22 protein-coding genes are annotated in these 24251 nt (G+C 57.9%); 15 read left to right on the forward strand and 7 right to left on the reverse strand.

From position 1 onward, the window contains the following. Positions 1 to 242 precede the first annotated feature (242 nt). From ACYASS_RS16215 to ACYASS_RS16235, 5 genes are all read left to right on the forward strand, one after another. Positions 243 to 974: a TetR/AcrR family transcriptional regulator gene (locus ACYASS_RS16215; protein WP_463586867.1), complete on the forward strand. Its 732-nt coding sequence runs from the start codon at positions 243 to 245 to the stop codon at positions 972 to 974. 23 nt (positions 975 to 997) lie between these two features. Further along, the gene (locus ACYASS_RS16220) at positions 998 to 1564 is read left to right on the forward strand and encodes a hypothetical protein (RefSeq protein WP_463586868.1); all 567 of its coding nucleotides are present in this window, start codon (positions 998 to 1000) and stop codon (positions 1562 to 1564) included. 25 nt (positions 1565 to 1589) lie between these two features. Further along, positions 1590 to 2867, forward strand: coding sequence for a flavohemoglobin expression-modulating QEGLA motif protein (locus ACYASS_RS16225; protein WP_243248944.1), 1278 nt, complete (start codon positions 1590 to 1592; stop codon positions 2865 to 2867). Between the two features lie 197 nt (positions 2868 to 3064). Continuing rightward, on the forward strand, positions 3065 to 3922 hold the full coding sequence (locus tag ACYASS_RS16230; RefSeq protein WP_463586903.1) for an alpha/beta hydrolase: 858 nt from the start codon (positions 3065 to 3067) through the stop codon (positions 3920 to 3922). After that, a complete protein-coding gene (locus tag ACYASS_RS16235) occupies positions 3915 to 4244 on the forward strand; it encodes a hypothetical protein (protein WP_463586869.1) in 330 nt (109 codons plus the stop codon). The genes ACYASS_RS16230 and ACYASS_RS16235 overlap by 8 nt, the downstream gene beginning before the upstream one ends. Positions 4245 to 4418: 174 nt before the next feature. Here the strand turns inward: ACYASS_RS16235 and ACYASS_RS16240 are convergent, their stop codons facing one another. The 3 genes from ACYASS_RS16240 to ACYASS_RS16250 form a co-directional block, all read right to left on the reverse strand. Then, entirely contained in the window at positions 4419 to 5201 is a 783-nt protein-coding gene (locus tag ACYASS_RS16240; protein WP_463586870.1) for an OmpA family protein, read from the reverse strand. 60 nt (positions 5202 to 5261) lie between these two features. Continuing rightward, positions 5262 to 5690: a DUF4398 domain-containing protein gene (locus ACYASS_RS16245; RefSeq protein ID WP_243248947.1), complete on the reverse strand. Its 429-nt coding sequence runs from the start codon at positions 5688 to 5690 to the stop codon at positions 5262 to 5264. Between the two features lie 258 nt (positions 5691 to 5948). Beyond that, positions 5949 to 6287 carry a pilin assembly protein gene (locus ACYASS_RS16250; protein WP_243248948.1) on the reverse strand — a complete coding sequence of 113 codons (339 nt, stop codon included), beginning with the start codon at positions 6285 to 6287 and terminating at the stop codon, positions 5949 to 5951. A gap of 246 nt (positions 6288 to 6533) precedes the next feature. Here ACYASS_RS16250 and ppc point away from each other — a divergent pair, with 246 nt between their 5' ends. The 7 genes from ppc to ACYASS_RS16285 all read left to right on the forward strand — a co-directional run bounded on the left by ppc (position 6534) and on the right by ACYASS_RS16285 (position 13978). Then, complete coding sequence (gene ppc / locus ACYASS_RS16255; RefSeq protein WP_463586871.1) at positions 6534 to 9170, forward strand: phosphoenolpyruvate carboxylase; 2637 nt, start codon at positions 6534 to 6536, stop codon at positions 9168 to 9170. A 275-nt stretch (positions 9171 to 9445) separates the two neighbouring features. After that, a complete protein-coding gene (gene adk / locus ACYASS_RS16260) occupies positions 9446 to 10093 on the forward strand; it encodes an adenylate kinase (RefSeq protein WP_463586872.1) in 648 nt (215 codons plus the stop codon). Positions 10094 to 10183: 90 nt separating this feature from the next. After that, positions 10184 to 10858 (forward strand): tRNA (adenosine(37)-N6)-threonylcarbamoyltransferase complex dimerization subunit type 1 TsaB, encoded by a 675-nt coding sequence (tsaB, locus tag ACYASS_RS16265; RefSeq protein ID WP_463586873.1) that lies wholly within the window; start codon positions 10184 to 10186, stop codon positions 10856 to 10858. 356 nt (positions 10859 to 11214) lie between these two features. Then, positions 11215 to 11526, forward strand: coding sequence for a hypothetical protein (locus ACYASS_RS16270; protein ID WP_243248952.1), 312 nt, complete (start codon positions 11215 to 11217; stop codon positions 11524 to 11526). Further along, on the forward strand, positions 11523 to 12392 hold the full coding sequence (locus tag ACYASS_RS16275) for a DUF72 domain-containing protein (RefSeq protein ID WP_463586874.1): 870 nt from the start codon (positions 11523 to 11525) through the stop codon (positions 12390 to 12392). The genes ACYASS_RS16270 and ACYASS_RS16275 overlap by 4 nt, the downstream gene beginning before the upstream one ends. A 51-nt stretch (positions 12393 to 12443) precedes the next feature. Then, on the forward strand, positions 12444 to 13277 hold the full coding sequence (locus tag ACYASS_RS16280; RefSeq protein ID WP_463586875.1) for an isocitrate lyase/PEP mutase family protein: 834 nt from the start codon (positions 12444 to 12446) through the stop codon (positions 13275 to 13277). Between the two features lie 50 nt (positions 13278 to 13327). Further along, positions 13328 to 13978 carry an extensin-like domain-containing protein gene (locus ACYASS_RS16285; RefSeq protein ID WP_463586904.1) on the forward strand — a complete coding sequence of 217 codons (651 nt, stop codon included), beginning with the start codon at positions 13328 to 13330 and terminating at the stop codon, positions 13976 to 13978. A gap of 102 nt (positions 13979 to 14080) precedes the next feature. Here the strand turns inward: ACYASS_RS16285 and ACYASS_RS16290 are convergent, their stop codons facing one another. Then, a complete protein-coding gene (locus tag ACYASS_RS16290) occupies positions 14081 to 14704 on the reverse strand; it encodes an energy transducer TonB (protein WP_243248956.1) in 624 nt (207 codons plus the stop codon). A gap of 96 nt (positions 14705 to 14800) precedes the next feature. Here ACYASS_RS16290 and ACYASS_RS16295 point away from each other — a divergent pair, with 96 nt between their 5' ends. Further along, positions 14801 to 15586 carry a class I SAM-dependent methyltransferase gene (locus tag ACYASS_RS16295; protein ID WP_463586876.1) on the forward strand — a complete coding sequence of 262 codons (786 nt, stop codon included), beginning with the start codon at positions 14801 to 14803 and terminating at the stop codon, positions 15584 to 15586. A gap of 157 nt (positions 15587 to 15743) precedes the next feature. On the opposite strand, the gene ACYASS_RS16300 is transcribed toward ACYASS_RS16295, so the two are convergent. Then, entirely contained in the window at positions 15744 to 16418 is a 675-nt protein-coding gene (locus ACYASS_RS16300; RefSeq protein ID WP_463586877.1) for a TetR/AcrR family transcriptional regulator, read from the reverse strand. A gap of 90 nt (positions 16419 to 16508) precedes the next feature. Between ACYASS_RS16300 and ACYASS_RS16305 the strand changes: the two genes are divergently transcribed. Both ACYASS_RS16305 and ACYASS_RS16310 read left to right on the forward strand, forming a co-directional pair. After that, on the forward strand, positions 16509 to 17609 hold the full coding sequence (locus tag ACYASS_RS16305; RefSeq protein ID WP_463586878.1) for an efflux RND transporter periplasmic adaptor subunit: 1101 nt from the start codon (positions 16509 to 16511) through the stop codon (positions 17607 to 17609). 6 nt (positions 17610 to 17615) lie between these two features. Next, positions 17616 to 20684, forward strand: a complete 3069-nt coding sequence (locus tag ACYASS_RS16310; RefSeq protein ID WP_243248960.1) for an efflux RND transporter permease subunit — start codon at positions 17616 to 17618, stop codon at positions 20682 to 20684. A 103-nt stretch (positions 20685 to 20787) separates the two neighbouring features. Here ACYASS_RS16310 and ACYASS_RS16315 read toward each other — a convergent pair whose 3' ends face one another. Continuing rightward, positions 20788 to 21477 carry a DUF4197 domain-containing protein gene (locus ACYASS_RS16315; protein WP_243248961.1) on the reverse strand — a complete coding sequence of 230 codons (690 nt, stop codon included), beginning with the start codon at positions 21475 to 21477 and terminating at the stop codon, positions 20788 to 20790. Positions 21478 to 21592: 115 nt separating this feature from the next. Then, positions 21593 to 24094 carry a glycerol-3-phosphate 1-O-acyltransferase PlsB gene (gene plsB / locus ACYASS_RS16320; RefSeq protein WP_463586879.1) on the reverse strand — a complete coding sequence of 834 codons (2502 nt, stop codon included), beginning with the start codon at positions 24092 to 24094 and terminating at the stop codon, positions 21593 to 21595. Between the last annotated feature and the right edge of the window lie 157 nt (positions 24095 to 24251).

Genomic DNA, 24251 nt, shown 5'->3' on the forward strand with positions numbered 1-24251 from the left:
GCCGCCTGTGATGGGCGGCTTTTTTTTGCGTGACGATTGAGCGTCTGAAAGCTTCAGTTCAGTCATGTTGGTTTACATTTGAACCGGAAATGGCATCTTGGCCATCTGTGATAGCGCGGGACTGGTAGGAGCGAACTTGTTCGCGAGGCGCCTGCATGACACACCGCCTCGTCGACAAATCGGTTCCTGCCGGTTTGGCGCATGCCAGACAGATCGTTTTCAAGCAAAAGGAAAGAACCGTCGTGACCCGTTCTATTGCTCAAAATGGTGCCGCTGGTGCCGCTAGCGCCGTGGTGCAAAGTGTCGAGTATCGCGGGCGCAAGGCAAGTCGCCAGGGCAGCGAACAACGCAGGCAGGACATTCTCGATGCCGCCATGCGCATTGTGGTTCGCGATGGCGTGCGCGCCGTGCGGCACCGGGCAGTCGCCGCCGAGGCAGGCGTGCCGTTGTCGGCCACTACTTATTACTTCAAGGACATCGATGACCTGCTCACCGATGCCTTTTTCCAGTACGTCGAGCGCAGCGCTAACTACATGGCCAAGCTCTGGGAGAGCACTGAAGTCAGGTTGCGTGAAATGGTCGCTCGCACTAACGGCACACCTGTGGGCCGTGCGCGTCTGGCCGACGAAATTGCGCTGATGGCCATGGAGTACATTCGTCACCAGCTCGCAACGCGCCGCGATTTTCTGATTGCCGAATATGCCTTCCATTGTGAAGCGCTGCTCAACCCGAGGCTGGCCCGGCTGGTGAATGCCCATCAGGATATTCTCCTGCAAGGCGCCTGCCGACTTTTGCAGGTCATGGGCTCTGTTCAGCCACTTCAGGACGCTCAAGTGTTGACGGGGGTAATGTGCCGGATGGAATATCAGGGGCTACTACACGGCCCGCAGCCTGACGCGGACGAAGAAAACCTCGGTATTCTCACTCGCCAGATGCACCTGGTACTGGGTACAACCAAGCCGGTTGACGAGTGATAAGCCCCTTTGGGGAGTAGCCAATGAAAGCCTGGCGCCTGTGTGTCGCCTTGTCGTTTCTGCTGTTGAGTGGTTGTCTGGTGACGTTCAAGAACCCGATCCCAGCTCGCGAGGCTGCGCCTTCGCAGCTACTGGGGACCTGGACGAGCAAGAATGCCTGGGGCGAGCCACTCGAACTGGAAATAACCCAGGCAGGTGACAACGAATACAAGGCTCTGAGCTATCGTAAGGGGGATCGCAAGAACCGCGATGAATATGCTTTTACGGTCTCAAGGCACGGCAGTCGATGGTATTTGTCGGCAGGATTACCGACCAAAGATGGCGGCCATTTTGTGATGGCTGGCTTCGAGCTGGCAGAAAGCGGCGAGCTTGTGGTCTACAACCTTGATCTGGATCGTTTCAGTCAGTGGGTTGAGCAAAAGGCACTGACTGGCGAAACAGTGCCAGCCGGGAAGGGTGAGGGGCTGTTGATTACCAGCCCGCTGGATGAGGTCTTCAGCTATCTGAACGACCCGGCCAATTCCGATGTTTTCCTTGAGGTGGCGCGTTATCAGCGCTTGCCGAAGCAGGGCACACGCCCAACCAATTAAGGCTTGGCCAACTAAGGAGCAGTGGGTGGACGAGTACCAGCAGACTATTCGAGCGTTGTCGGATCGTATCGTCGCAGCTCAGACGCCGATCCGGGTTCTGGATGCGGTGAAGTGGGACGATACGGTGCGCAAGGACTTTCTTGCGGCCAAGGGTAAAGCGCTACCGGCTGTGGACCGCGCTTACTATGAAAATCGACCGCTGGGTTTTGACTCCTCCGAAGTGAAGCTCGAATTCCAGAATATCGAGCGCGACATCACTCGGCAGTTGGGTCAGTTCAACCCTGTTGGTCAGATCATGCGTCGCATGTGCAAGGAATACCGCATGGTCGTCCGCATGCTGGAAGCACGAGGCACGGCGGATTTTGGTCTTATTTCCCAAGAGTTGTACGGTGCTGCGTCCGATGCGTTTCACGCCGGTGACCCAACCCTGGCCGACCTGGGCCTGATGCTCTCCGACTACCTCAATAACATTGCCGGGCGCGGTGACCTCAAGGATGAGCCGAAAATCCTGACCGCCAAGGACGCGGTATCGTTACTGCAAAGTCGCTTGAATAAAGTTTTTGGCGAGGCCGAAGAGACCATTCGCGTATTCGAGTCTGACGGTATTGTGGCCGACGCAGCGGCGGGTGCCGATTACATCAAGATCCGCAGCGATGCGATGTTCAACGAACGAGATGTTCGCGCGCTGGAAGTCCACGAAGGTCTGGTGCATGTGGGCACCACCCTCAATGGCCAGAATCAGCCGATCTGTACCTTTCTTTCGAAAGGACCACCTTCGTCGACAGTGACGCAGGAGGGCCTGGCTATCCTTATGGAGGTGATCGCCTTCGCGTCCTATCCGAGTCGGCTGCGCAAGCTGACCAATCGTACTCGCGCCATTCACATGGCCGAAGAGGGCGCCGATTTCCTTCAGGTGTTCGAGTTCTACCGTGAGCAAGGCTTCGGCATGTCTGAAAGCTACGGCAATGCCAGTCGGGTCTTCCGGGGCTCGGTGCCTAATGGTCTGCCATTCACCAAAGACTTGTCCTACCTCAAAGGTTTCATCATGGTTTACAACTATATTCAGCTCGCCGTGCGCAAGGGCAAGCTGGAACAAGTGCCGCTGCTGTTCTGTGGCAAAACCACCCTTGAGGACATGCGGACCCTGCGTCAACTGGTTGATGAAGGACTGGTCGTGCCGCCCAAGTACCTGCCGGAACAGTTCAGGGACATGAATGCCCTGTCGGCCTGGATGTGTTTCTCGAACTTCTTGAACCACCTGAGCCTGGATCGTATCGAAGCGGATTATTCGAACATCCTGTAGCGCCACTACCGATCCTCTGTAGGAGCTGCCGAAGGCTGCGAAGGCGGTGTGTCACTGGAATCCGATCGCAGCCTTCGGCAGCTCCTACAGGATATGTATTTTTATTGATCAGAGCCGCATCAAGAAAACAAAAGGAATCCCGCTTGAAGTTCCTGATATCCCTCGCGCTGCTCTTCTCTCTGACCGGTTGCAGTTCGATGCTGTTCTACCCGGAGCCCGGCCTGCCGTTTACCCCTGAAAAAGCCCACCTGCAATATCGCGACGTGACGCTCACCGCAGCTGACGGCACGCAATTGCATGCCTGGTGGTTGCCCGCAAAAGAGGGCGTTGAGGTCAAAGGCACGGTGCTTCATTTGCATGGCAACGGCGGCAACCTCGCCTGGCATCTGGGCGGTAGCTGGTGGTTGCCCGAGCAGGGTTACCAAGTCTTGATCCTCGACTATCGCGGCTATGGTTTATCCCAAGGGGAACCCAGCCTGCCTGCGATTTACCAGGACGTGGATGCAGCATTCGACTGGCTGAACAAGGCCCCGGAAGTGCAGAACAAACCGCTGGTAGTGCTTGGGCAGAGTATCGGCGGAGCGCTGGTCGTGCACTATCTGGCTGAGCACCCGCAGCAACGCTCGCGGCTCAAGGCGTTGATCCTCGACGGCACACCTGCCAGTTATCGCGATGTAGCCCGTTACACGCTGGGTACGTCATGGCTGACCTGGCCGGTCAAAACACCGCTTTCATGGTTGATTCCCGACTCAGACAGCGCGATCAACGGCCTCCCACAGCTGGCGGGTACGCCGATGCTGATTTTCCAGAGTCTCGACGACACCCTTGTGCCGCTCGACAACGGCATCAGCCTTTATCAAGCCGCGCCACCACCGCGGGTGCTGCAATTGACCCGTGGCGGGCATGTTCAGACATTTGCCGACCCCACCTGGCGTCAGGTGATGGTCCGTTATCTCGAAGACCCACAGCACTTCAATGGGCTACGTCGTTTGGCCGAAGTGCCGAACTACCCGGTGCCCTCCGAAAAAGAAACGCCTGAGAACCGCAATGAGTGAAGAACGTAACGCTATACCTTTGATCATCACCGGCATTTGCACCATCTTCGTCACTGTCGGCACGCTCTGGTATTACGGCTATCTGCATTTTGCCAAGCCTGAAGATGCGCTGTTGCTCAATGATTTCACCATGATCAAAACAGTGCCGGGTGAGGACTACAAAGTCGCCGCCACCCCTGCCGCAGAAGTCGCCCAGTGCATTGATGGCGTGCTGGTGCTGTTCGATACGTCGCAGAAAGGGCTGTCGGGTGTGCTGGTCAACAGCAAAAAGCAGGCAGTGCGCTGTGTGGGGCAGGAGACGCCACAGCAACTCCAGCCTTAAATCGTCGCCGCATTCTGTAGGAGTGAGCTTGCTCGCGATAGCGTCGTGTCAATCGATAGGCAGGTGACTGATACGACGCTATCGCGAGCAAGCTCACTCCTACAGGATTGTGTAAGCAACAAAAAGCCCGGCCTGTTTTCACAGGCCGGGCTTTTGGTATACAGCGTCAGCGATTTACTTCATCGACGAACGCGGTGCTACCGGCTGATTGTCGTTGGAAACGGTCACTTCCACGCGACGGTTCTGGGCACGGCCCGAAGCGCTGGTGTTGTCGGCAACCGGGTATTCCTTGCCATAACCCTGGGAAACTACGCGGGATGGATCAACGCCCATTTTCACCAGTGCCATACGCACGGAGTTCGCGCGACGTTCGGACAGGGACAGGTTGTAAGAGTCGGAACCCGAGCTGTCGGTATAGCCTTCAACGATTACCTTGCGATCCGGGTTGTCACGCAGGTAAGTCGCCAGTTGGTTAACGTTAACCAGACCGCTCGACTTCAGTTCAGCCTTGTTCAGGTCGAACAGCACGTCGCCGAAAGTCACCAGCGTACCGCGTTCAGTCTGCTTGGCATTCAGGCTGCTTTGCAGTGCCTTGATCTGAGCGTCACGAGCGTCCAGACGGGCTTGAGCGCGCTGGGCAGAGGCGTTTTTCAGCTCTTCTTCAGCGGTGCGCAGGCTGATGGTCTGCTTGGCCACTTCAACGCGTTGGTTGGTCAGATAAGCCAGTTGGTCGACTTTCTTCTCGTCTTCGCTGTTGCGATAGGCCGCGTCAGCCTTGTCCAGCCAATCGCTGGCGTCTTTGGTTTCAAGCGCCGCGACTTTAGTAGCCTGCGGGTTGGTCTGCAGCGCCGAGAAATTGGTGCGTGCCTGTTCCAGGTTCTGGTTCGGCGGCGTCGAGCAAGCGGCCAGGGCAACACTCATGGCCAGCAGGGCAGGGATCATCACTTGTTTACGCATAATAGTTTCGTCCTTTAAATCGAATTCGAAATGCATGAAAAACGTTGGTCACAACGCTGGTTACTGGGCCGGTGCCGGTTGCACCTGACGCAGGCCTTCTTCACGTAGTTCGTTGACGCCTTGACGGGCGTCCTGCACGGCTCTTTCGGCCTTGGCTGCCTGGGATTTACGCTCCGCTACACGGGCGTCCCATTCAGCTTGTTCAGCCAGGCGACGTGCTTCGTCGTATTTCTGCTCCTGCATGGCAAGTTCGGCTTGCTTGAGCTTGTCTTGCGCGGATTTCATTTCTACGGCGGAGTACTCAGTGCCACCGGCGCTCACGGCGCTATTAACGGCCGACTGGCTCACGGCGTACTGCTCGGTCGGCGGATTACCAGCGCAACCGGCGAGGACGAAGCTGGCACCCAGTGCCAGTGCGGTCAGTTTCAGGCCGCGCAGACCTTTGGACTTGGTGTTGGCAGTAAGCGTGTTCATCGTGTTCGACTCCATTATGTAACTCCTGAAAATCTTGGGTGTTCCATGACAGTCGTTGGCCTGAAGCGTGCGAGGTAGCGTGGGGCTGCGCCGTTAGCTATCCGTAGGCTTTTCTGTAATGGCTAATGGCTCGGACACATGCGCTTTTTGAATAGTTCAGCTTTTTTTTGACGTCAATTCATTAGTCGAACAAGGGAACGAATCGTGTGAAAAAACGATCCTGGCAGACAAATACCAGGTCGTTTCGGGGCGGGCGAGAGCCGGAGACAGGTGTTACTCAGCGTCCTGCTTTGCGGACAGGTCATGCAGGTAACGCCGTGACAAGGCAAGGAAGCGCGGGGTCGGGCCGACGTCTTCGTAGATGGGATCACCCTCTTCATCAGTGGTCACCACATGCTGACCCTTCACGTAAGGGAAGCTGGTTTCAAGCTCTTCCAGTGCGGCGCCAATCAGTTCACCCAGTAGCTCTTCAGGATGATGCTTGGGGTACATTTCGGTCAGTGCGCTAAGGCGTGCAGCGGACTCCATGTCCAGGTGAATCGCATATTGGGTCTTGGTCAGCCGTCCTTTGGCGTTCTCTTCCCAATGGTTGGCAAGCTCACGGATTTTCATAAGGGCCTCTTCATTTACCTGCCTGCAGCAGGTCTGCTTGAGTACTGAGCCATGGCTCAGGAATGAGATTAGTCGGGTTATTGCAAACCGGTTTACTCACAGGGATTTGGCGTGCGCAATGATTTTGGTGCACTGTTGGTAGACAAGGGGTAGATCAGATTTCTGCACGCTTGTTCAGTAGCGACTTCAGTAACGACGTTCACTGGCTGGCTGCACCCATACAAAAAAACAGCGGGGGAAAGGACGATGGCTGATATCGATGCGCGCTTACGCGAAGATGTACACCTGCTGGGGGAGCTGTTGGGGAACACCATTCGTGAGCAGCGCGGTGGTGAATTTCTCGACAAAATCGAACGTATTCGCAAGGGCGCCAAAGCTGGCCGACGGGGTTCTGCGGAGGGGACCGAGCAACTCACTTCCAGCGTCGACGGTCTTGCCGAAGATGAGTTATTACCCGTCGCCCGAGCGTTCAATCAGTTCCTCAATCTGGCCAACATCGCCGAGCAGTATCAACTGATCCGGCGTCGCGACGATTCACAACCGCAGCCGTTCGAGTCTCGTGTCTTGCCTGAATTGCTCGATCGCCTCAAGGCTGCCGGACAGACTCCCGAAGCGCTGGCGCGGCAATTGGGCAAACTGGAAATCGAGCTTGTTCTGACCGCGCACCCTACTGAAGTTGCGCGCCGCACGCTGATTCAGAAGTACGACGCCATTGCCGCGCAACTGGCGGCCCTCGATCACCGGGATTTGAGCAGCGCTGAGCGCGAGCAGATCACCGAACGTCTGCAGCGTCTGATCGCCGAAGCCTGGCATACCGAAGAAATTCGCCGCACACGTCCCACTCCAGTCGATGAGGCGAAGTGGGGCTTTGCGGTCATTGAACATTCACTCTGGCATGCAGTGCCCAATTATCTGCGCAAGGCTGATCATGCTTTGCATGCGGCTACCGGCTTTCATTTGCCGCTGGAAGCTGCACCGATTCGTTTCGCTTCCTGGATGGGCGGCGACCGTGACGGCAACCCTAATGTCACCGCCGCAGTGACTCGAGAAGTCCTGTTGCTGGCTCGCTGGATGGCAGCGGACTTGTACGTCCGTGATGTTGATCAACTGGCTGCCGAGCTGTCGATGCAACAAGCCAGCGACGCATTGCGCGCCAGTGCGGGTGACAGCGCCGAGCCTTATCGTGCGGTTCTGAAGCAACTGCGTGAGCGTCTGCGGGCGACCCGCAACTGGGCGCAGGCATCGCTAGCGGTGACTCAGCCTGCACCGGACAACGTGCTGCACGACAATCGTGACCTGCTTGGCCCACTGATGTTGTGCTTCCAGTCCTTGCATGAGTGCGGCATGGGCGTGATCGCTGATGGTCCGCTGCTCGATTGCTTGCGTCGTGCGGTGACGTTCGGCCTGTTCCTGGTGCGCCTTGATGTGCGTCAGGACTCCAGTCGGCATGAGTCTGCCATGACCGAAATCACCGACTACCTCGGTCTCGGTCGTTATGAGGACTGGGATGAACAGGCGCGTGTTGATTTCCTCTTGAAGGAACTCAACAGCCGACGTCCGTTGCTGCCTGCCCATTTCAAACCGGCGGCAGACACCGCCGAAGTGCTGGCAACCTGTCGTGAAGTGGCCTCTGCGCCCGCCGCGTCATTGGGGTCCTACGTGATTTCCATGGCCGGTGCTGCATCGGATGTGCTGGCGGTGCAACTGTTACTCAAGGAGGCTGGTTTACAGCGTCCGATGCGCGTCGTGCCGCTGTTTGAAACCCTCGCTGACCTGGACAATGCGGGGCCTGCCATTGAGCAATTGCTGAGTCTGCCGGGTTATCGTTCACGCTTGCACGGCCCGCAAGAAGTCATGATTGGCTATTCCGATTCCGCCAAGGATGCGGGCACCACCGCCTCGGCCTGGGCGCAGTATCGGGCGCAGGAAAAACTGGTGGATATCTGCCGCGCCCAGCAAGTCGAACTGCTGCTGTTTCATGGTCGGGGTGGCACCGTAGGGCGCGGGGGCGGTCCTGCCCACGCGGCGATTCTGTCGCAGCCACCCGGCTCTGTCGCGGGACGCTTCCGCACCACGGAACAGGGCGAGATGATCCGTTTCAAGTTCGGCTTGCCTGACATCGCCGAACAAAACCTGAACCTGTACCTTGCTGCCGTACTGGAAGCCACGTTGCAGCCACCACCACCGCCGGAACCTGCATGGCGAGAAATGATGGACAGCCTGGCCGCCGACGGCGTCAGTGCTTACCGTGCCGTGGTGCGTGAGCATCCTGAGTTCGTCGAATACTTCCGGCAGGCGACACCTGAGCAGGAGCTTGGGCGTTTGCCTTTGGGCAGCCGTCCGGCCAAGCGTAGGGAAGGGGGGGTCGAGAGTCTGCGGGCGATCCCGTGGATTTTTGCCTGGACCCAGACGCGTCTGATGTTGCCCGCCTGGCTCGGCTGGGAGGCCGCTTTGAACAAGGCGCTGGAGCGCGGCGAGGGTGAGCTGTTGGGGCAGATGCGTGAACACTGGCCGTTTTTCCGCACCCGAATCGACATGCTGGAGATGGTTCTCGCCAAGGCTGACCACGATATTGCCCAGTTATACGATCAGCGTCTGGTGGAACCGCGACTGCAACATTTAGGTACGCATTTGCGCGACCTATTGTCGCAGGCTTGTGCCGTGGTGCTGGGCCTGACAGGGCAATCGCAGCTGCTGGCTCATAGCCCTGAGACATTGGAGTTCATCAGTCTGCGCAACACTTATCTGGATCCACTGCATCTGCTTCAAGCGGAGCTGCTTGCGCGCTCACGCAATCGCGAGGCAAGTCTGGACAGTCCTCTGGAACAGGCGCTACTGGTGTCTGTAGCCGGTATTGCCGCCGGATTGCGTAACACCGGTTGATCCACGCGTTCGCTCAGGGCGCCTGGCAATTGCCAGTGCGCCATGAGCATCAATGACTTGCGTGCTTTTACCCGTCTCAAGCCACTCGAACCAATCCCGCACTCTGCTACCTCTGACCGGGGGGCGGATACTGCGACTTTTGGCGGCTTGTGCCACCCCTGTCGGCTGTGTATCTTGATCAGCCTTTGGCCATTCTTCGGCTGTAACCTTATTTGAGATTGGTCCTGCAGTGGCGAATCTGACGTTTACATATAAAAAATTTGAGGAGCACATCAATGCGCGTGATTCTGCTGGGAGCTCCCGGGGCCGGTAAAGGTACTCAGGCAAAATTCATCACCGAAAAATTCGGCATCCCGCAAATTTCCACCGGCGATATGCTGCGCGCTGCGGTCAAGGCTGGCACCGAGCTGGGCCTTAAAGCCAAAAGCGTCATGGACAGCGGCGGTCTGGTTTCCGATGACCTGATCATTGGCCTGATCAAGGATCGTCTGTCTGAACCGGATTGCGCCAATGGCGTACTGTTCGACGGCTTCCCGCGCACCATCCCGCAAGCAGAAGCTTTGCTGGCTGCCGGTCTGGAGATCGACAACGTGCTGGAAATCGCTGTGGATGACGAGGAAATCGTCAAGCGTATGTCTGGTCGCCGCGTGCATGAAGGTTCTGGCCGCATTTATCACACCATCTTCAATCCGCCTAAGGTTGAAGGTGTTGACGACTTAACCGGCGAGCCACTGCTGCAGCGCAAGGACGACGTAGAAGAAACCGTTCGCCATCGCCTGTCCGTGTATCACGCGCAGACCAAGCCGCTGGTTGAGTTCTACAGCAAACTCGAAGCCAAGAATGGCAAGCCTAAGTGCAGCCACATCGCAGGCGTTGGTTCTGTTGAAGAGATCACCAAAAAAGTGCTTGAAGCCCTGAGCTGATAACGCTGGTTTGAGTCAACAAACGGTCCGCTTGCGGGCCGTTTTGTCGTTTATAATGCGCCCCTTTTTTGATCTTGATGGATAACCCTGATGACCACCTTGCTGGCCCTGGACACTGCCACTGAAGCCTGCTCGGTTGCCCTGCTGCACGACGGCAAGGTGCTGAGCCACTACGAGGTGATCCCGCGCCTGCATGCCCAACGTCTGCTGCCGATGATCAAGACAATCATGGCTGAAGCCGGTATCGGCCTGTCGGCACTGGATGCCATCGCTTTCGGCCGTGGTCCGGGCGCGTTTACGGGCGTGCGGATTGCCATTGGTGTGGTTCAGGGGTTGGCGTACGGTCTTGAGCGGCCGGTACTGCCCGTCTCCAACCTCGCGGTGCTGGCTCAGCGGGCCTTGCGCGAGCATGGCGTGCATCAGGTGGCTGCCGCTATTGATGCGCGTATGGATGAGGTTTACTGGGGTTGTTATCGCGAGGCGGCGGGGGAGATGCGTTTGGTCGGGGCCGAAGCCGTATTGCCGCCAGAGCAGGTTGCATTGCCGCCTGATGTCAGTGGTGACTGGTTCGGCGCGGGCACCGGTTGGGGTTATGCCGAACGCCTGCCGGTCAACGTTGTTGGTCACGACGCCGGTATGCTGCCCCATGCACAGGATCTGCTGACCCTGGCGGCCTTCGCCTGGCAGCGTGGTGAGGTCATCATTGCCGACGATGCGCAGCCGGTTTATCTGCGCGATAAAGTGGCTACGCCCAAAGCCCGGTGATTTCCGGTGGGTATTCGCTCTTATCAAACAACATGCAAACCACTTGATTGAAATGCATTTTCTGTAGGAGCTGCCGAAGGCTGCGAAGCATTTATCCTGGCACTTCGCGATCGCAACCTTCGGCAGCGCCTACAGGCCACATGTTTGCCGCGAGACAGGGTAGCTTCCACAGGTACTGTGCCGTCCTGTGAAACCCTTTGTTATCAGTCAAAACACGACCTTTCATCGCCTGAAACCATCAATTCCCGGCTCGTTTCGAAACTTTTGCGATTTGTGTGGTCTAGTTAACGTTCGGGTAATTGCAACAACTAACCCGTGACGTTAAATTGCCACTATAAGATGCAGAGTACGCACTAATGCGCATAGACGGCCCCTCACAACGTTCATACCCCATCAAACGCAAGCCGCGTAATCAGCCTGCGATCGTTGATGGCACCTTCGAGGAAGTCGAAAACGACGCCGAAGTTGCCCAGCAGCCAGCGCACGGCGCTCGCTCAGGTGGTAGTGGGCAGGCCAATTCGACAGCCAACGTACCTGCCCGTCAGCAAGACATCATCTTTCCGCGTTCCATGAGTACCCGCGTAGCCAATGCCTTGGCCAGTTACCTGGCCACCGCAAGCTTCGTTGATTGGGATCTGGAAGTTTCCGGGCTTGATGTCCACGTTTGAATGATTCCCGCCTGCCTTACTTTCTGGGATGTCCGTCATGGAGTGAGAATGCCTGGCGCGAATCACTGTATCCGGAAGACGCTCGCAGTAACGAATTCCTAGGCCTGTATTCACAGGTTTTCAACGCCGTCGAAGGCAACACTACTTTTTACGCCCGACCCGCGCCTTCCACTGTTCAGCGCTGGGCTGAAGTGCTGCCTGATGACTTTCGCTTTACGGCCAAGTTTCCCGGCGACATCAGCCATGGCGGTGATCTGCGCCTACAGCTGCAAGCGGCTGAAACCTTCATTCAATTGCTGGCCCCGCTGGGTAAACGTGTTGCGCCTTTCTGGCTTCAGCTTTCAGCCAGCTTTACGCCGCAACGCCTCGCCGAACTGATCACTTTCATTGATGAGCTGCAGTGCCCGCTGGCTGTCGAAGTTCGTAATAGAGCGTTCTTCGAAAAGGGTGATGAAGAGCGCTTGCTTAATCGTTTGTTGCTTGAGCGCGGCGTCGAGCGCATCTGTCTGGATTCCCGCGCGTTGTTCAGCTGTGTGTCCAGCGATCCGGCAGTACTGCATGCTCAGTCGAAGAAGCCCAAGGTTCCCGCTCGCCCGGCAGCATTGACTCAATTCCCTCAGGTGCGCTTTATTGGTCATCCCGTGCTGGAAGCCAATGACCCCTTTCTGATCCAGTGGGTGACCAAGGTCGCAGGCTGGATCGAGGAAGGCCGCACGCCTTATGTGTTCCTGCACACCCCGGATAACCTCGAAGCGCCACAACTGGCCCGCCGTTTCCACAACCAGTTGATGGCACGCCTGCCGGGCTTGCGGCCATTACCGGAGTTGGACCGTACACCACCGGTGCAGCAACTGGGCTTGCTCTGAGGTCGATAACTGTGGCTTCAATAGCCGCATTGACGATCACAGGAGTCAGCAATGGATTCGCAACAACTTCTTCGCGCGCAGACTTTCAAGGCATTACACGAGCGTGATCGTGCATTTGTGATTCCCAATCCTTGGGACGCAGGGTCAGCCAAGCTGTTGGCGTCCATGGGCTTTGAAGCACTGGCCACTACCAGTGCAGGCTTGGCATTCACCTTGGGCCGCGCCGATGCTGAAGGTGCGTTGAGCTTTGCCGAGTCGCTAGAGAACATCCGCGCGATCGTTGCCGCAACCGACCTGCCTGTCGCTGCTGATCTCGAAAACTGTTTCGCCGACAGTCCGGAGGATTGTGCAGCCAACCTGTTGGCGGCCGCGCAGGCGGGCATTGTTGGTGGCTCTATCGAAGATGCTACTGGCAAGACCGATCAGCCGATTTACGATTTCGAATTGTCCGTAGCGCGGGTCAGGGCGGCGGCGCTGGCTGCACGCAGCTTGCCGTTCCCGTTCATGCTCACCGCCCGCGCGGAAAACCTGCTCAACGGGCGAATGGACTTCGCTGACACCTTGAATCGGCTCCAGGCCTACGCTGACGCTGGAGCTGACGTGCTCTACGCGCCCGGTCTGCGCACCCGGGAAGAAGTGATAGCGGTGGTGCATGCTGTCGCCCCCAAGCCGGTCAACGTATTGATGGGGCTTGGCGGCGTCACGCTGACGGTTGCCGAGCTCAGTGACTGTGGCGTCAAACGCATCAGCGTCGGTTCCTCGCTCGTCCGTGCAGCTTTCGGCGGCTTGTATCGTGCGGCTGAAGAAATCCGTACCCACGGCACTTTTAACTACGCTGAGCAGGCGCTGCCATTTGCTCAACTCAATGCGTTGTTCAAGGACTGAGGGTGCGCGGTTCTACGCTGTTTCTGGTTTTCCTGTTGCTGTGTGCCGGTATGGTTGCTGCCGTATGGCGAGGCTGGATTGAGGTGCCTGCGCAATGGAATCCCTGGGCACCGCTGGATATTCAGGCTGAGACCAACTTCCTGACGTCTTATAAATTGTCGCGGGTGAAGAACGACCCTCAGCTATGTGATCAGGTGCTGGGGTCGTCGAGCCTGCGTTTCAGTCATCAGGCTGATAGCCCCGCGTCCGCGAATTGCCCGCTCAGCGATGTGTTAAGGGTTCAGGGCAGCGAGGTGGCGCTCAGCAGCAGTTTTCTCGCCAGCTGTCCGTTGGCGGTGGCCTACGCGTTGTTTGAAGTGCACACCTTGCAGCCCGCCGCCCAGGCTGTATTTGGCCAGCAAGTGACGCGTATCGACCATCTGGGCAGTTTTGCCTGTCGTAATGTATATGGCAGAAGTAGCGGACGTTTGAGTCAGCATGCGAGCGCCAATGCGCTGGATATCGCCGGCTTCCGGCTGGCGGATGGGCAGCGGATCAACCTGTTGCGGGACTGGAAGGACGAGGGCGATAAGGGCCGGTTCTTGCGAGAGGTCCGCGACGGGGCCTGCAAGCAGTTCAATACCGTATTAGGGCCGGACTACAACGCAGCGCATCAAAACCATTTCCATCTGGATATGGGATCTTGGCGGGTGTGTCGCTGAGGTAGATGTTTTTGTAGGAGCTGCCGAAGGCTGCGAAGGCGGCGTGTCATGGGAATCCATTCGCAGCCTTCGGCAGCTCCAGATATCACCGAATCAACGAGATCAAGCAGCCATACGCAGGTTTTGCAGGATGATCGGGCGTGCCCAGCCCATGTCGTAGTTCAGTGCGCGTTGCTGGGCGACCATGGTGTCGTCATCCAGTGGCAGGGCAGGCTTGTCGGCCAGGTCCCACTCGAACTCGGCGATTGGCAAGTGCAGCGGACGTGGTTGAGGGCCGGGGCCAGGTATCACACTGTCATCGTAAGGATTGAGTACGTTTGGACGAACCCATTCGCTGTCGAACTCCAGGTTACGCTGCTGGGCGATCATCTCGCCGATGCTGAACGGTTCGTTAGGCGGGGGCAGCAGGTCCAGCTCGAATTCAGCGATAGGCAGAAACAGCGGTTCGGCAGGGATAAGCGGCTTGCCTTCAACCGGACAGGCGCGCTGCTCGACGATTTTGCCCAGCGTGCGGGCACCGGCAACAGGCTCGCCAGTGGCTACATCGGTAGCAACGGTTGCTGGATCAACAGGTTCAGCCGTTGTATCGCGCAGTTGTTCAGCCATCACACGGGCAAACGCATCCGACCAGATCTGGGTAACACCGCCCAGTGCCCGGCTGTTGCGCAGGGTAAAATCACCTGCGTGCGTTAGATAACCTATGGATGATTGCTGAATGTCTGACATATCGATCGTTACACGTCGTAGGTCTGGCAAAATGCCTGATACTTCTTTATCGGCAGATTTTGCCGATCATTAACACTTTTTGAGCGTGTGGACACAATGAGTGAGCAACAAGCGGGCAGTCGTATCCGGGTCGAGGCCCTTGAGAGTCAGAATCAGGAGCAGGCCGTGCAATGGGCGCAGCGTCTGGACCTGCTTTTAGGTGACGTTGACGCCGATTTTGCCCTGCAAGTGACTGACAATGGTCTGCAATTGCAGCAATTGGGTGATGATGCGCCTGGCCCGGTCCGCGTGGATTTCGTCGAGGGCGCGGTCGCCCATCGACGTCTGTTCGGAGGTGGTAGCGGGCAAATGATTGCCAAGGCCGTGGGCATTCAGCCGGGCGTTCGGCCTTCGGTGCTGGATGCCACGGCCGGGCTGGGCAAGGATGCGTTTGTACTGGCCAGCCTTGGCTGCCAGATGAGCCTCATCGAGCGGCAGCCAATCATTGCCGCACTGCTGGAAGACGGCTTGAGCCGCGGGCGACAGGATCGGGAAGTGGGTTCAATCATCAGCCAGATGCGTTTGCTGACGGGCAACTCCATCGAGCTGATTCGTGGCTGGGAAGGCGAGCCGCCGCAGGTGATCTATCTGGATCCGATGTTTCCTCACCGGGAAAAAACGGCATTGGTGAAGAAAGAAATGCGTCTGTTTCGGCCGCTGGTAGGTGACGACATGGACGCTCCGGCGCTGCTGGAGGCGGCACTGGCATTGGCCACCCATCGCGTGGTGGTCAAACGCCCGCGTAAAGCTCCCTGCATTGAAGGGCCCAAGCCGAGTTATGCGCTGGATGGCAAATCCAGCCGGTATGACATCTATCCGAAGAAAGCGTTGAAAGCGGTGTGATTGCAGTGCTTTGCCGCGGATTATTTGTGGGAGCAGAGCTTGCTCGCGATGAACGATAACGGGATTTATCTGAGCCATTGCAGCGCCTGCATCGCGAGCAAGCTCTACTCCCACAGGTTTTGCGTCTGCCCTGGATTCACCTCGACTCCGTGGGCCATTATTCCACCCCATACGCCCGCATAAATAACCCCACCACTTCCTGCACATGCGCTTCGGCGCTGGCCTCGTCTGGCCGCTCGCCGCAGCCGACCAGCAGGCGGAAGTTGCACACGCCTTTGATCAGGCTGAGGAAGTGCTCGGCAGCGGTCCTTGGGGAGTCGAACTTCAGCTGTCCGCTTTGCTCAAGGCGGCTCAGCAATCGTTCGGTCTCCTGAAGAATCCGTTGTGGCCCGGCATCAAAAAATATCTGCGACAGCTTCGGATCCTGAGTGCCCAACGTCACCATCAGGCGATGCAGCTCAATCGATTCCGGGCTGTTGATCAACACCTGAAACCCCCGCGCAACATTCAGCAGCAATGCCTTGGCAGGCAAGTCGCGATTGAGCTGAATGAACAACTCCGGCATTTGCTCTTCGCAGCGAGCCACGACGGCAGAGGTGAATAGCGTCTCCTTGTCGTTGAAATGGCTGTAAACCGTGAGCTTGGAAACCCCTGCCTCTGCGGCGACGGCATCCATGCTGGTACTGGCGTAGCCATTGCGCACGAATAGCTCTTTCGCAGCATCGAGAATGGCTTGGCGCTTGGCCTGATCTTTCGGTCGGCCGGGTCCCGGATTGCTTTGGGAACCGCTGTGAGGACTGCTGTGAGAGCCGCTTTGAGAATCGTCAGACATGTTCGTTTAATAATGTACTGGTGAGTTTGGTAATTTTTAATATACTCGCCAGTACAATTATTCCAAGCATCTTTTGCGAAGGGCTCCACCATGTTGCGCAAATGTCTGTGCCTCGTCCTGCCCCTGGGTCTGATGTCGTTGCTTTCTGGCTGTGGCCAGGAGGCAACCGCACCGATCACCATTCGCCCTGCCATGGTGATTCAGCCATCGCCTTCCGCGCAGTCCATGGACAGCTATCCCGGTGAAGTTCGCGCCCGTTTTGAACCCGACCTGGCCTTCCGGATTGGCGGCAAGGTCAGCAAGCGGCTGGTGGAAGAGGGGCAGCGGGTCAAGGCCAATCAGCCGTTGGCCGAGCTGGACGCTCAGGATGTACGCCTGCAACTGGACGCCACCCGTGCTCAAGTCGCTGCTGCAGAAGCCAATCTGCAACTGGTGCGCTCCGAGCGGGATCGCTACAAGACCCTGATGGATCGGCAGATGGTCAGCCGTTCGCAGTTTGATAATGCCGAAAACCTTTATCGTTCTGGCGAAGCCCGGCTCAAGCAGATCAAGGCCGAGTTGACCGTCGCCGATAATCAGACCAGTTATGCCGTGCTGCGCGCGCCTCAGGATGGAGTGGTGGCCAAGCGTCTGGTGGAAGTGGGGCAGGTGGTCGCCGCAGGGCAAACGGTCTTCACCCTCGCCGCTGATGGTGAGCGGGAAGTGCTGATCAGCCTGCCGGAACAGAATTTCGCCCGCTTCAAAACCGATCAGCCAGTCACCGTAGAGCTGTGGACCCAGCGTGAACAGCGTTTTCCTGGTCGGATTCGTGAGCTTTCACCTGCTGCTGATCCCCGCTCGCGAACCTTCGCAGCACGCATTGCCTTTGCCAGCGGCAAGGTACCTGCGGAGCTGGGACAGAGTGCACGGGTGTTCATCGAGGCTGCGCAAGCGGTGCCGCTGGCGGTTCCGCTCTCGGCCGTGACCTCGGAAAACGGCAGCCATTACGTGTGGCGGGTTGCTGCCGACAGTACGCTCAAGCGGGTTAGCGTCCGGCTCGGGCCTTATGGTCAGGAGTCCGTGCCCGTGCTGGAAGGCTTGGCGGCCAGTGACTGGATCGTTGCCGCTGGCGTGCACGTACTGCATGAAGGCGAGCAGGTTCGTCCTGTCGATCGTGATAACCGTGCGGTCAAACTGGCTGCGAAGGAGTAAGCACGGATGCGATTCAATCTTTCCGAATGGGCGCTGCGCAATCGCCAGATCGTGCTGTACCTGATGATCGTTCTGGCCGTCGTTGGCGCGTTGTCTTACACCAAGCTCGGTCAAAGCGAAGACCCGCCTTTTACGTTCAAGGCCATGGTGATTCGTACGCTATGGCCCGGCGCAAGTGCTGAAGAAGTCGCGCGGCAAGTCACGGATCGTATCGAAAAGAAACTCATGGAAACCGGCGAGTACGACCGCATCGTCTCGTTCTCACGGCCCGGTGAATCCCAGGTCACGTTTATTGCCCGGGACTCGATCTTTTCCTCTTACCTGCCAGAGCTTTTCTACCAGATCCGGAAAAAGGTCGGTGACATCCGCCAGAACCTGCCGCCAGGTGTGCAGGGGCCGTTTTTCAATGACGAGTTCGGCACCACGTTTGGCAATATCTATGCGCTGACCGGCAAGGGCTTTGACTATGCCGTGCTCAAGGATTACGCCGACCGTATCCAGCTTCAACTGCAACGCATCAACGATGTGGGCAAGGTTGAGCTGATCGGCTTGCAGGACGAGAAAATCTGGATCGAGTTGTCCAACGTCAAGCTCGCAACACTGGGCTTGCCCATGCAAGCCGTGCAACAGGCCCTTGAAGCGCAGAATGCGGTCTCGGCCACCAGTTTTTTTGAAACACCCAGTGAGCGGGTTCAGTTACGCGTCAGCGGTCGCTTCCAGACCGTCGACGAGATTCGGGAGTTTCCGATCCGCGTGGGTGATCGGACTTTGCGCATACGCGATCTGGCCGAGGTGCATCGCGGCTTCAATGACCCACCCGCGCCGCGCATGCGTTTCATGGGCGAGGAGGCCATAGGCCTTGCGGTGGCAATGAAGCCGGGCGGCGATATTCTGGTGCTCGGCAAAGCGCTTGAGGGCGAGTTCGCCCGATTGCAGAAAAACCTGCCCGCGGGTATGGAACTGCGCAAAGTTTCTGATCAGCCCGCAGCGGTGAAAACCGGAGTCGGCGAGTTCGTTCAGGTCTTGGCTGAAGCGCTGGCGATTGTGCTGCTGGTGAGTTTTTTCTCGCTGGGCATGCGCACCGGCATGGTGGTCGCGTTGGCGATTCCGCTGGTGTTGGCCATGACCTTTGCCTGCATGTATTACCTGGGAATCGGCCTGCACAAGATTTCCCTTGGCGCGCTGGTGTTGGCTTTGGGCCTGCTGGTGGATGACGCGATCATTGCTGTGGAGATGATGGCGATCAAGATGGAGCAGGGCTACGACCGGCTGCGAGCCGCGAGCTTTGCCTGGACCAGCACTGCCTTTCCCATGCTGACTGGCACGCTGATTACGGCTGCCGGGTTCTTGCCGATTGCCACTGCGCAGTCCAGCACGGGTGAATACACCCGCTCGATTTTTCAGGTAGTGACCATCGCGCTGTTGGCGTCCTGGGTGGCCGCAGTGGTCTTTGTGCCGTATCTGGGCGAGCGTCTGCTGCCTGATCTGGCGAAGATCCACGCTAAAAAACACGGCACTGGGCCCGACGCAGTGGATCCTCACGGTACGCCGTTCTATCAACGGGTACGGGCGATGGTGGGCTGGTGCGTGCGCTGGCGCAAGACGGTGATTTTCGCCACGGTTGCGCTGTTCGTGCTGTCAGTAGTGATGTTCAAATTTGTCCCGCAGCAGTTCTTCCCCGCGTCCGGTCGGCTGGAACTGATGGTGGATTTGAAGCTGACGGAAGGGGCTTCGCTGAACAGCACCGCCGAGCAGGTCAAACGTCTCGAACAGATGCTCAAGGATCATCCGGGGATCGACAATTACGTGTCCTATGTCGGCACGGGTTCGCCGCGATTCTATCTGCCGCTCGATCAGCAACTGCCCGCGACCAGCTTTGCGCAGTTCGTGGTGTTGGCGAAAACGATCGAGGACCGCGAGGCGTTACGGACCTGGCTGATCAGCAATCTCAACGAGCAGTTCCCGACTTTGCGCTCACGGGTGACGCGACTGGAAAACGGCCCGCCTGTAGGTTATCCGGTGCAGTTTCGGGTCAGTGGCGAGCACATCGATGAGGTCCGCGCATTGGCGCGCAAGGTCGCCGCCAAGGTGCGAGAAAATCCTCATGTCGCCAATGTCCATCTGGATTGGGAGGAGCCCAGCAAAGTGGTGTTCCTCAATCTGGATCAGGATCGGGCGCGTGCGTTGGGCGTAACCACCGCTGAATTGTCCAGGTTCCTCCAGCGTTCGTTGACCGGTTCCAGTGTCAGTCAGTATCGCGAGGACGATGAACTGATCGAGATCCTGTTACGCGGTACACCTGATGAGCGTCAGCAGCTCGGGGCGTTGGCGAGCCTGGCAGTCCCCACTGAAAACGGTACCAGCGTGGCGTTATCACAGGTGGCGACCCTTGAGTACGGATTCGAAGAGGGGGTGATCTGGCACCGTAACCGTTTGCCCAACGTGACGATCCGCGCCGACATTTACGGCAAGGAGCAACCTGCAACACTGGTCCAGCAAATCCTCCCAACCCTGGCCGATGTGCGCAACGAGTTGCCGGATGGCTATCTGCTGGAGGTCGGTGGAACCGTTGAGGACGCGGCACGGGGGCAGAATTCGGTGAAGGCGGGCGTGCCGCTGTTCATCGTTGTGGTGCTGACGTTGCTGATGCTTCAACTGCGCAGTTTTTCACGGATGTTCATGGTGTTTCTGACCGCGCCGCTGGGTTTGATTGGCGTGACGCTGTTTTTGCTGGTGTTCAATCAGCCGTTCGGTTTCGTTGCGATGTTGGGCACTATCGCGTTGTCAGGAATGATCATGCGCAACTCGGTGATCCTGGTGGACCAGATCGAGCAGGACATCGCCGGTGGGCTGGATCAGTGGTCGGCGATTATCGAGGCGACCGTGCGGCGCTTCCGGCCAATCGTCCTGACCGCGCTGGCGGCGGTGCTGGCGATGATTCCGCTGTCTCGCAGCGTCTTCTTCGGCCCGATGGCGGTGGCGATCATGGGCGGGCTGATCGTGGCGACAGCGCTGACGCTGCTGTTTTTGCCTGCGCTGTATGCAGCGTGGTTCAGGGTGAAGAAGGCGGGATGAAGGAGGTGGATCATCTGTAGGAGCTGCCGAAGGCTGCGAAGCCGATATTTCTGATGTACCAAGATTCGCAGCCTTCGGCAGCTCCTACAGGTTGGTCATGAAGTTACAACGCCCCAAACACTTTCTTCGCCAGACTCGTAGCCGCAGCTGCCGGGTTGGCGCGGATGCTTTCTTCCTGTTTGGCGATCATTTCAAACAGGCCATTGAGCGCCTGCTCGGTCACATAACCTTCGATATTTGAACTCTTGGCATCAAGCACACCCAGCGTGGCTGCCTGACCGGCAAAGGCGTTGTATTTCTGCGCCAGGCCAACCTTGTCGGTGGCTTGTTTGACGATGGGCAGGAATTTGGCGCGAATCTGCTCGCGACTGCTGCTGTTCAAGTACTGAGTTGCGGAATCCTTGCCACCGCTGAGAATGCCCTTGGCGTCAGCCACGCTCATTTTCTTCACGGCATCCACCAGTAACGCCTGAGCTTGCGGAACGGCGGCTTCGGCGGCCTGGTTCATGCTGGTTTCCAGCTGATCAACCTGAGCGCCCATGCCGAATTGCTTCATCTTTTTGGCGACTTTGCCAAGATTGCCCGGCAGTTCGATGCGTACGTCCTGGTTATCGCTGAAGCCACCAGGTTTACCCAGTTGCTTGACGGCAATTTGCGCGCCCTGAGTCAGCGCGTCTTTCAGGCCGCCGGTGGCGTCCGATTGCGAGACGTCGTTCAGCGACAGGGCAAATACGCTGCTCGACAGCATCAGACCCGCGCACAGGCTGGCAAACGTAAAGGGGAGACGAAGCATGAGAGCATCCTTTTCTTTGACTTGATTCGGAGACCGCCCGGGCTGAACCCCGGCGCGGTGGTGCATAGAGCCTATCAGGAAGTCAGTCTGGCTGGCGGTGCTGAAATCGCCAGGATCAACGGCTTTCTTCGACCGGCTCCGGTTCGCTGGCGTCTTCACTGCCGTGCAGCGCCACCTGGCGAATCGACAGACGAATCTCGGCAGGCAGTACCCGCTTGGCAGCGCCCTCGGCCAGTTCGCCCAGCAGCGGGTGATAACTCAATTTGCCAGCCGGGTCCTTACGCAATACGCCCAGGTCCAGCAGGGTCTGGATGAAGTGACGGAACAGGCTTTTGTCGAAGAATTCCGGAGCGTTCAGGCCGTGCAGGATCGATAGCCGCTGAGCCATCACCGTACACAGGTCTTCCAGTTCTTCCGCGCTGAGGGTTTTCTGTCCGCTGTTGAGCAGTAGCGAGATTGCCATGTAAAACCGCTGCAATGTCTGGGCAATGGCCCGCGACAACAGCGTCAACAACACAAACTCTCGGGAGCTCGGTGCGGGACGCAGGTAAACGTTGTTCTCGAAGCGCAGCAGGCCTTGCTCGACAAATGCTTGCAGCCATTCATCAACCACTTCGTCCAGCTTGTTCAATGGCCAGCGGATGAACAGCTCCGACTGCAGGTACGGATACAGCGCACGGGTGTAGCGCAGGATCTGCTCGCGGCTCATGCGCGATGAGCTCTGGAAGAAACTGGCCAGCAGCGAGGGCAGGGCGAAAATGTGCAGGACGTTGTTGCGGTAATACGTCATCAACACCGCATTCTGTTCGTCCAGGTACAAAATCTTGCCCAGTGCGTCCTTCTGTTCCGAGAGCAGGTCCATGCTTTTCACATGTTCAATCAACGCTCGACCGTCACCTTCCGGCAGGGTGGTGTGCGGCGAATACGGTACACGGCGCAGCAGCGTCAGATACAGGTCGAGGACCCGTTCCATCGCCAGATCGTCCAGCGCCAGCTTCTGGGTGGACAGCAGCGCCAGCGCAACCAGATTCACCGGGTTGATCGCAGCGGCTTCGTTCAGATGCTGAGCCACACGTTCGCCTAGGCGATTGGTGGTCTCGTTGAGCCAGGCGGGTTTGAATTGTGGCCCCAACTGCTGTTCACGCCAGTCCGGTTGTTCATCATCGAGGAATTCAGCCAGCTTGATCGGCTCGCCGAAGTTCACTGAAACCTGACCGAAGCGCTGCTTCAAGGCGCCAATGACCTTGAAGATATCGAAGATCGATTCTTTCTTTTTTGTCGCACCGCGCAGCTCGCCCAGGTAAGTGCGGCCTTCCAGTACGCGCTCGTAACCGATGTAGACCGGCACAAATACGATTGGCATACGTGAGTTGCGCAGGAAGCTACGCAGAGTAATCGCCAACATGCCGGTCTTGGGTTGCAGCATGCGTCCGGTGCGCGAGCGTCCGCCTTCGACGAAGTACTCCACCGGGAAGCCCTTGGTGAACAGCGTGTGCAGATACTCGTTGAACACCGAGGTGTACAGGGGATTGCCCTTGAACGTACGACGCATGAAAAATGCACCGCCACGACGCAGCAGGCTACCAATGACTGGCATGTTCAGGTTGATACCCGCCGCGATGTGCGGGGGCGTCAGGCCGTTGCGAAACAGCAGATAGGAAAGCAGCAGGTAATCGATGTGGCTGCGATGGCAGGGCACGTAGATCACTTCATGACCCTGGGCAACGTCCTGCACGCCTTCAATATGACTGACCTTGATGCCGTCGTAAATCTTGTTCCAGAACCAGCTCAGGATCACTTCCAGAAAGCGGATCGCCGAATAGGTGTAGTCCGAGGCGATTTCGTTGCCGTAACGCAACGCCATTTCACGGGCTTTGGCTTCGGGGATACTTTCCCGCTCTGCTTCTTCGAGGATCGCCTGTTTGACCAGCGGTTCGTCCAGCAGGCCTTTAACCAGGTTGCGCCGGTGCGATACATCGGGGCCGATTACGGCAGTCTTCAAATTGCGAAAGTGAGTACGCAGAAGGCGTTGGGTCATGCGCAGGGTCAGTTCGTAACCCTTGTTCTCGCTGACCAGATCACGCATGTGAATCGGTGCAGAGAACTGCACCCGGGTTTTGCGGCCCAGGATCAGGATGCTCACAAACCGCCGCAGCCGGCCAGTGACAGCCCAGCTGTCGGCAAACAGCAGCTTCCATGGGCTGGACTCGCGATCCGGCGATTGTCCCCAGAACACGCTGACCGGAATGATTTGCGCATCTTCGGTGGCGTTCTGGCTGACAGCACTGACCAGTCGCTCCAGTGTCGGCGGCGCACCGCGTTTGTCCTGACGGCCAAGCCAGTCCGGAGACGGTGTGAGGTAGAAGAAGGCAGCCGGCTCAACCAGCTCGCCCACTGACACCGGCAGGATAGGACGCGGCAGGCCGGCCTTGCGGCATTCGGTGTCGATAACCGCCAGATCGCTCATGGAGGGCGACTGCAAGGCGTAAAATACCGGCCGACTGCGATCCAGATTAAGCGTGAACGAAGACTGATTGATGGTCTCGGAACGAACCCAGAGATACAACAAGCGACGCAAGGTGCCAAATACAAGGCGGCGGAACGGAGAACGGGTCATACGGCATCTGCACAAAAGGGGGCGAGGCCCGCGAGGACGCTAGTGTGCCGTATCTGGTGGGGTTGGGCAAAAGGGGGCGAAGGGTTAAGATTTTATGAGCGGTGAACCCTGTGGGAGCGAGGCTTGCCCGCGATAAGGCCACCGCAACCATCAGGCC

Source organism: Pseudomonas sp. HP_14 (assembly GCF_055283875.1).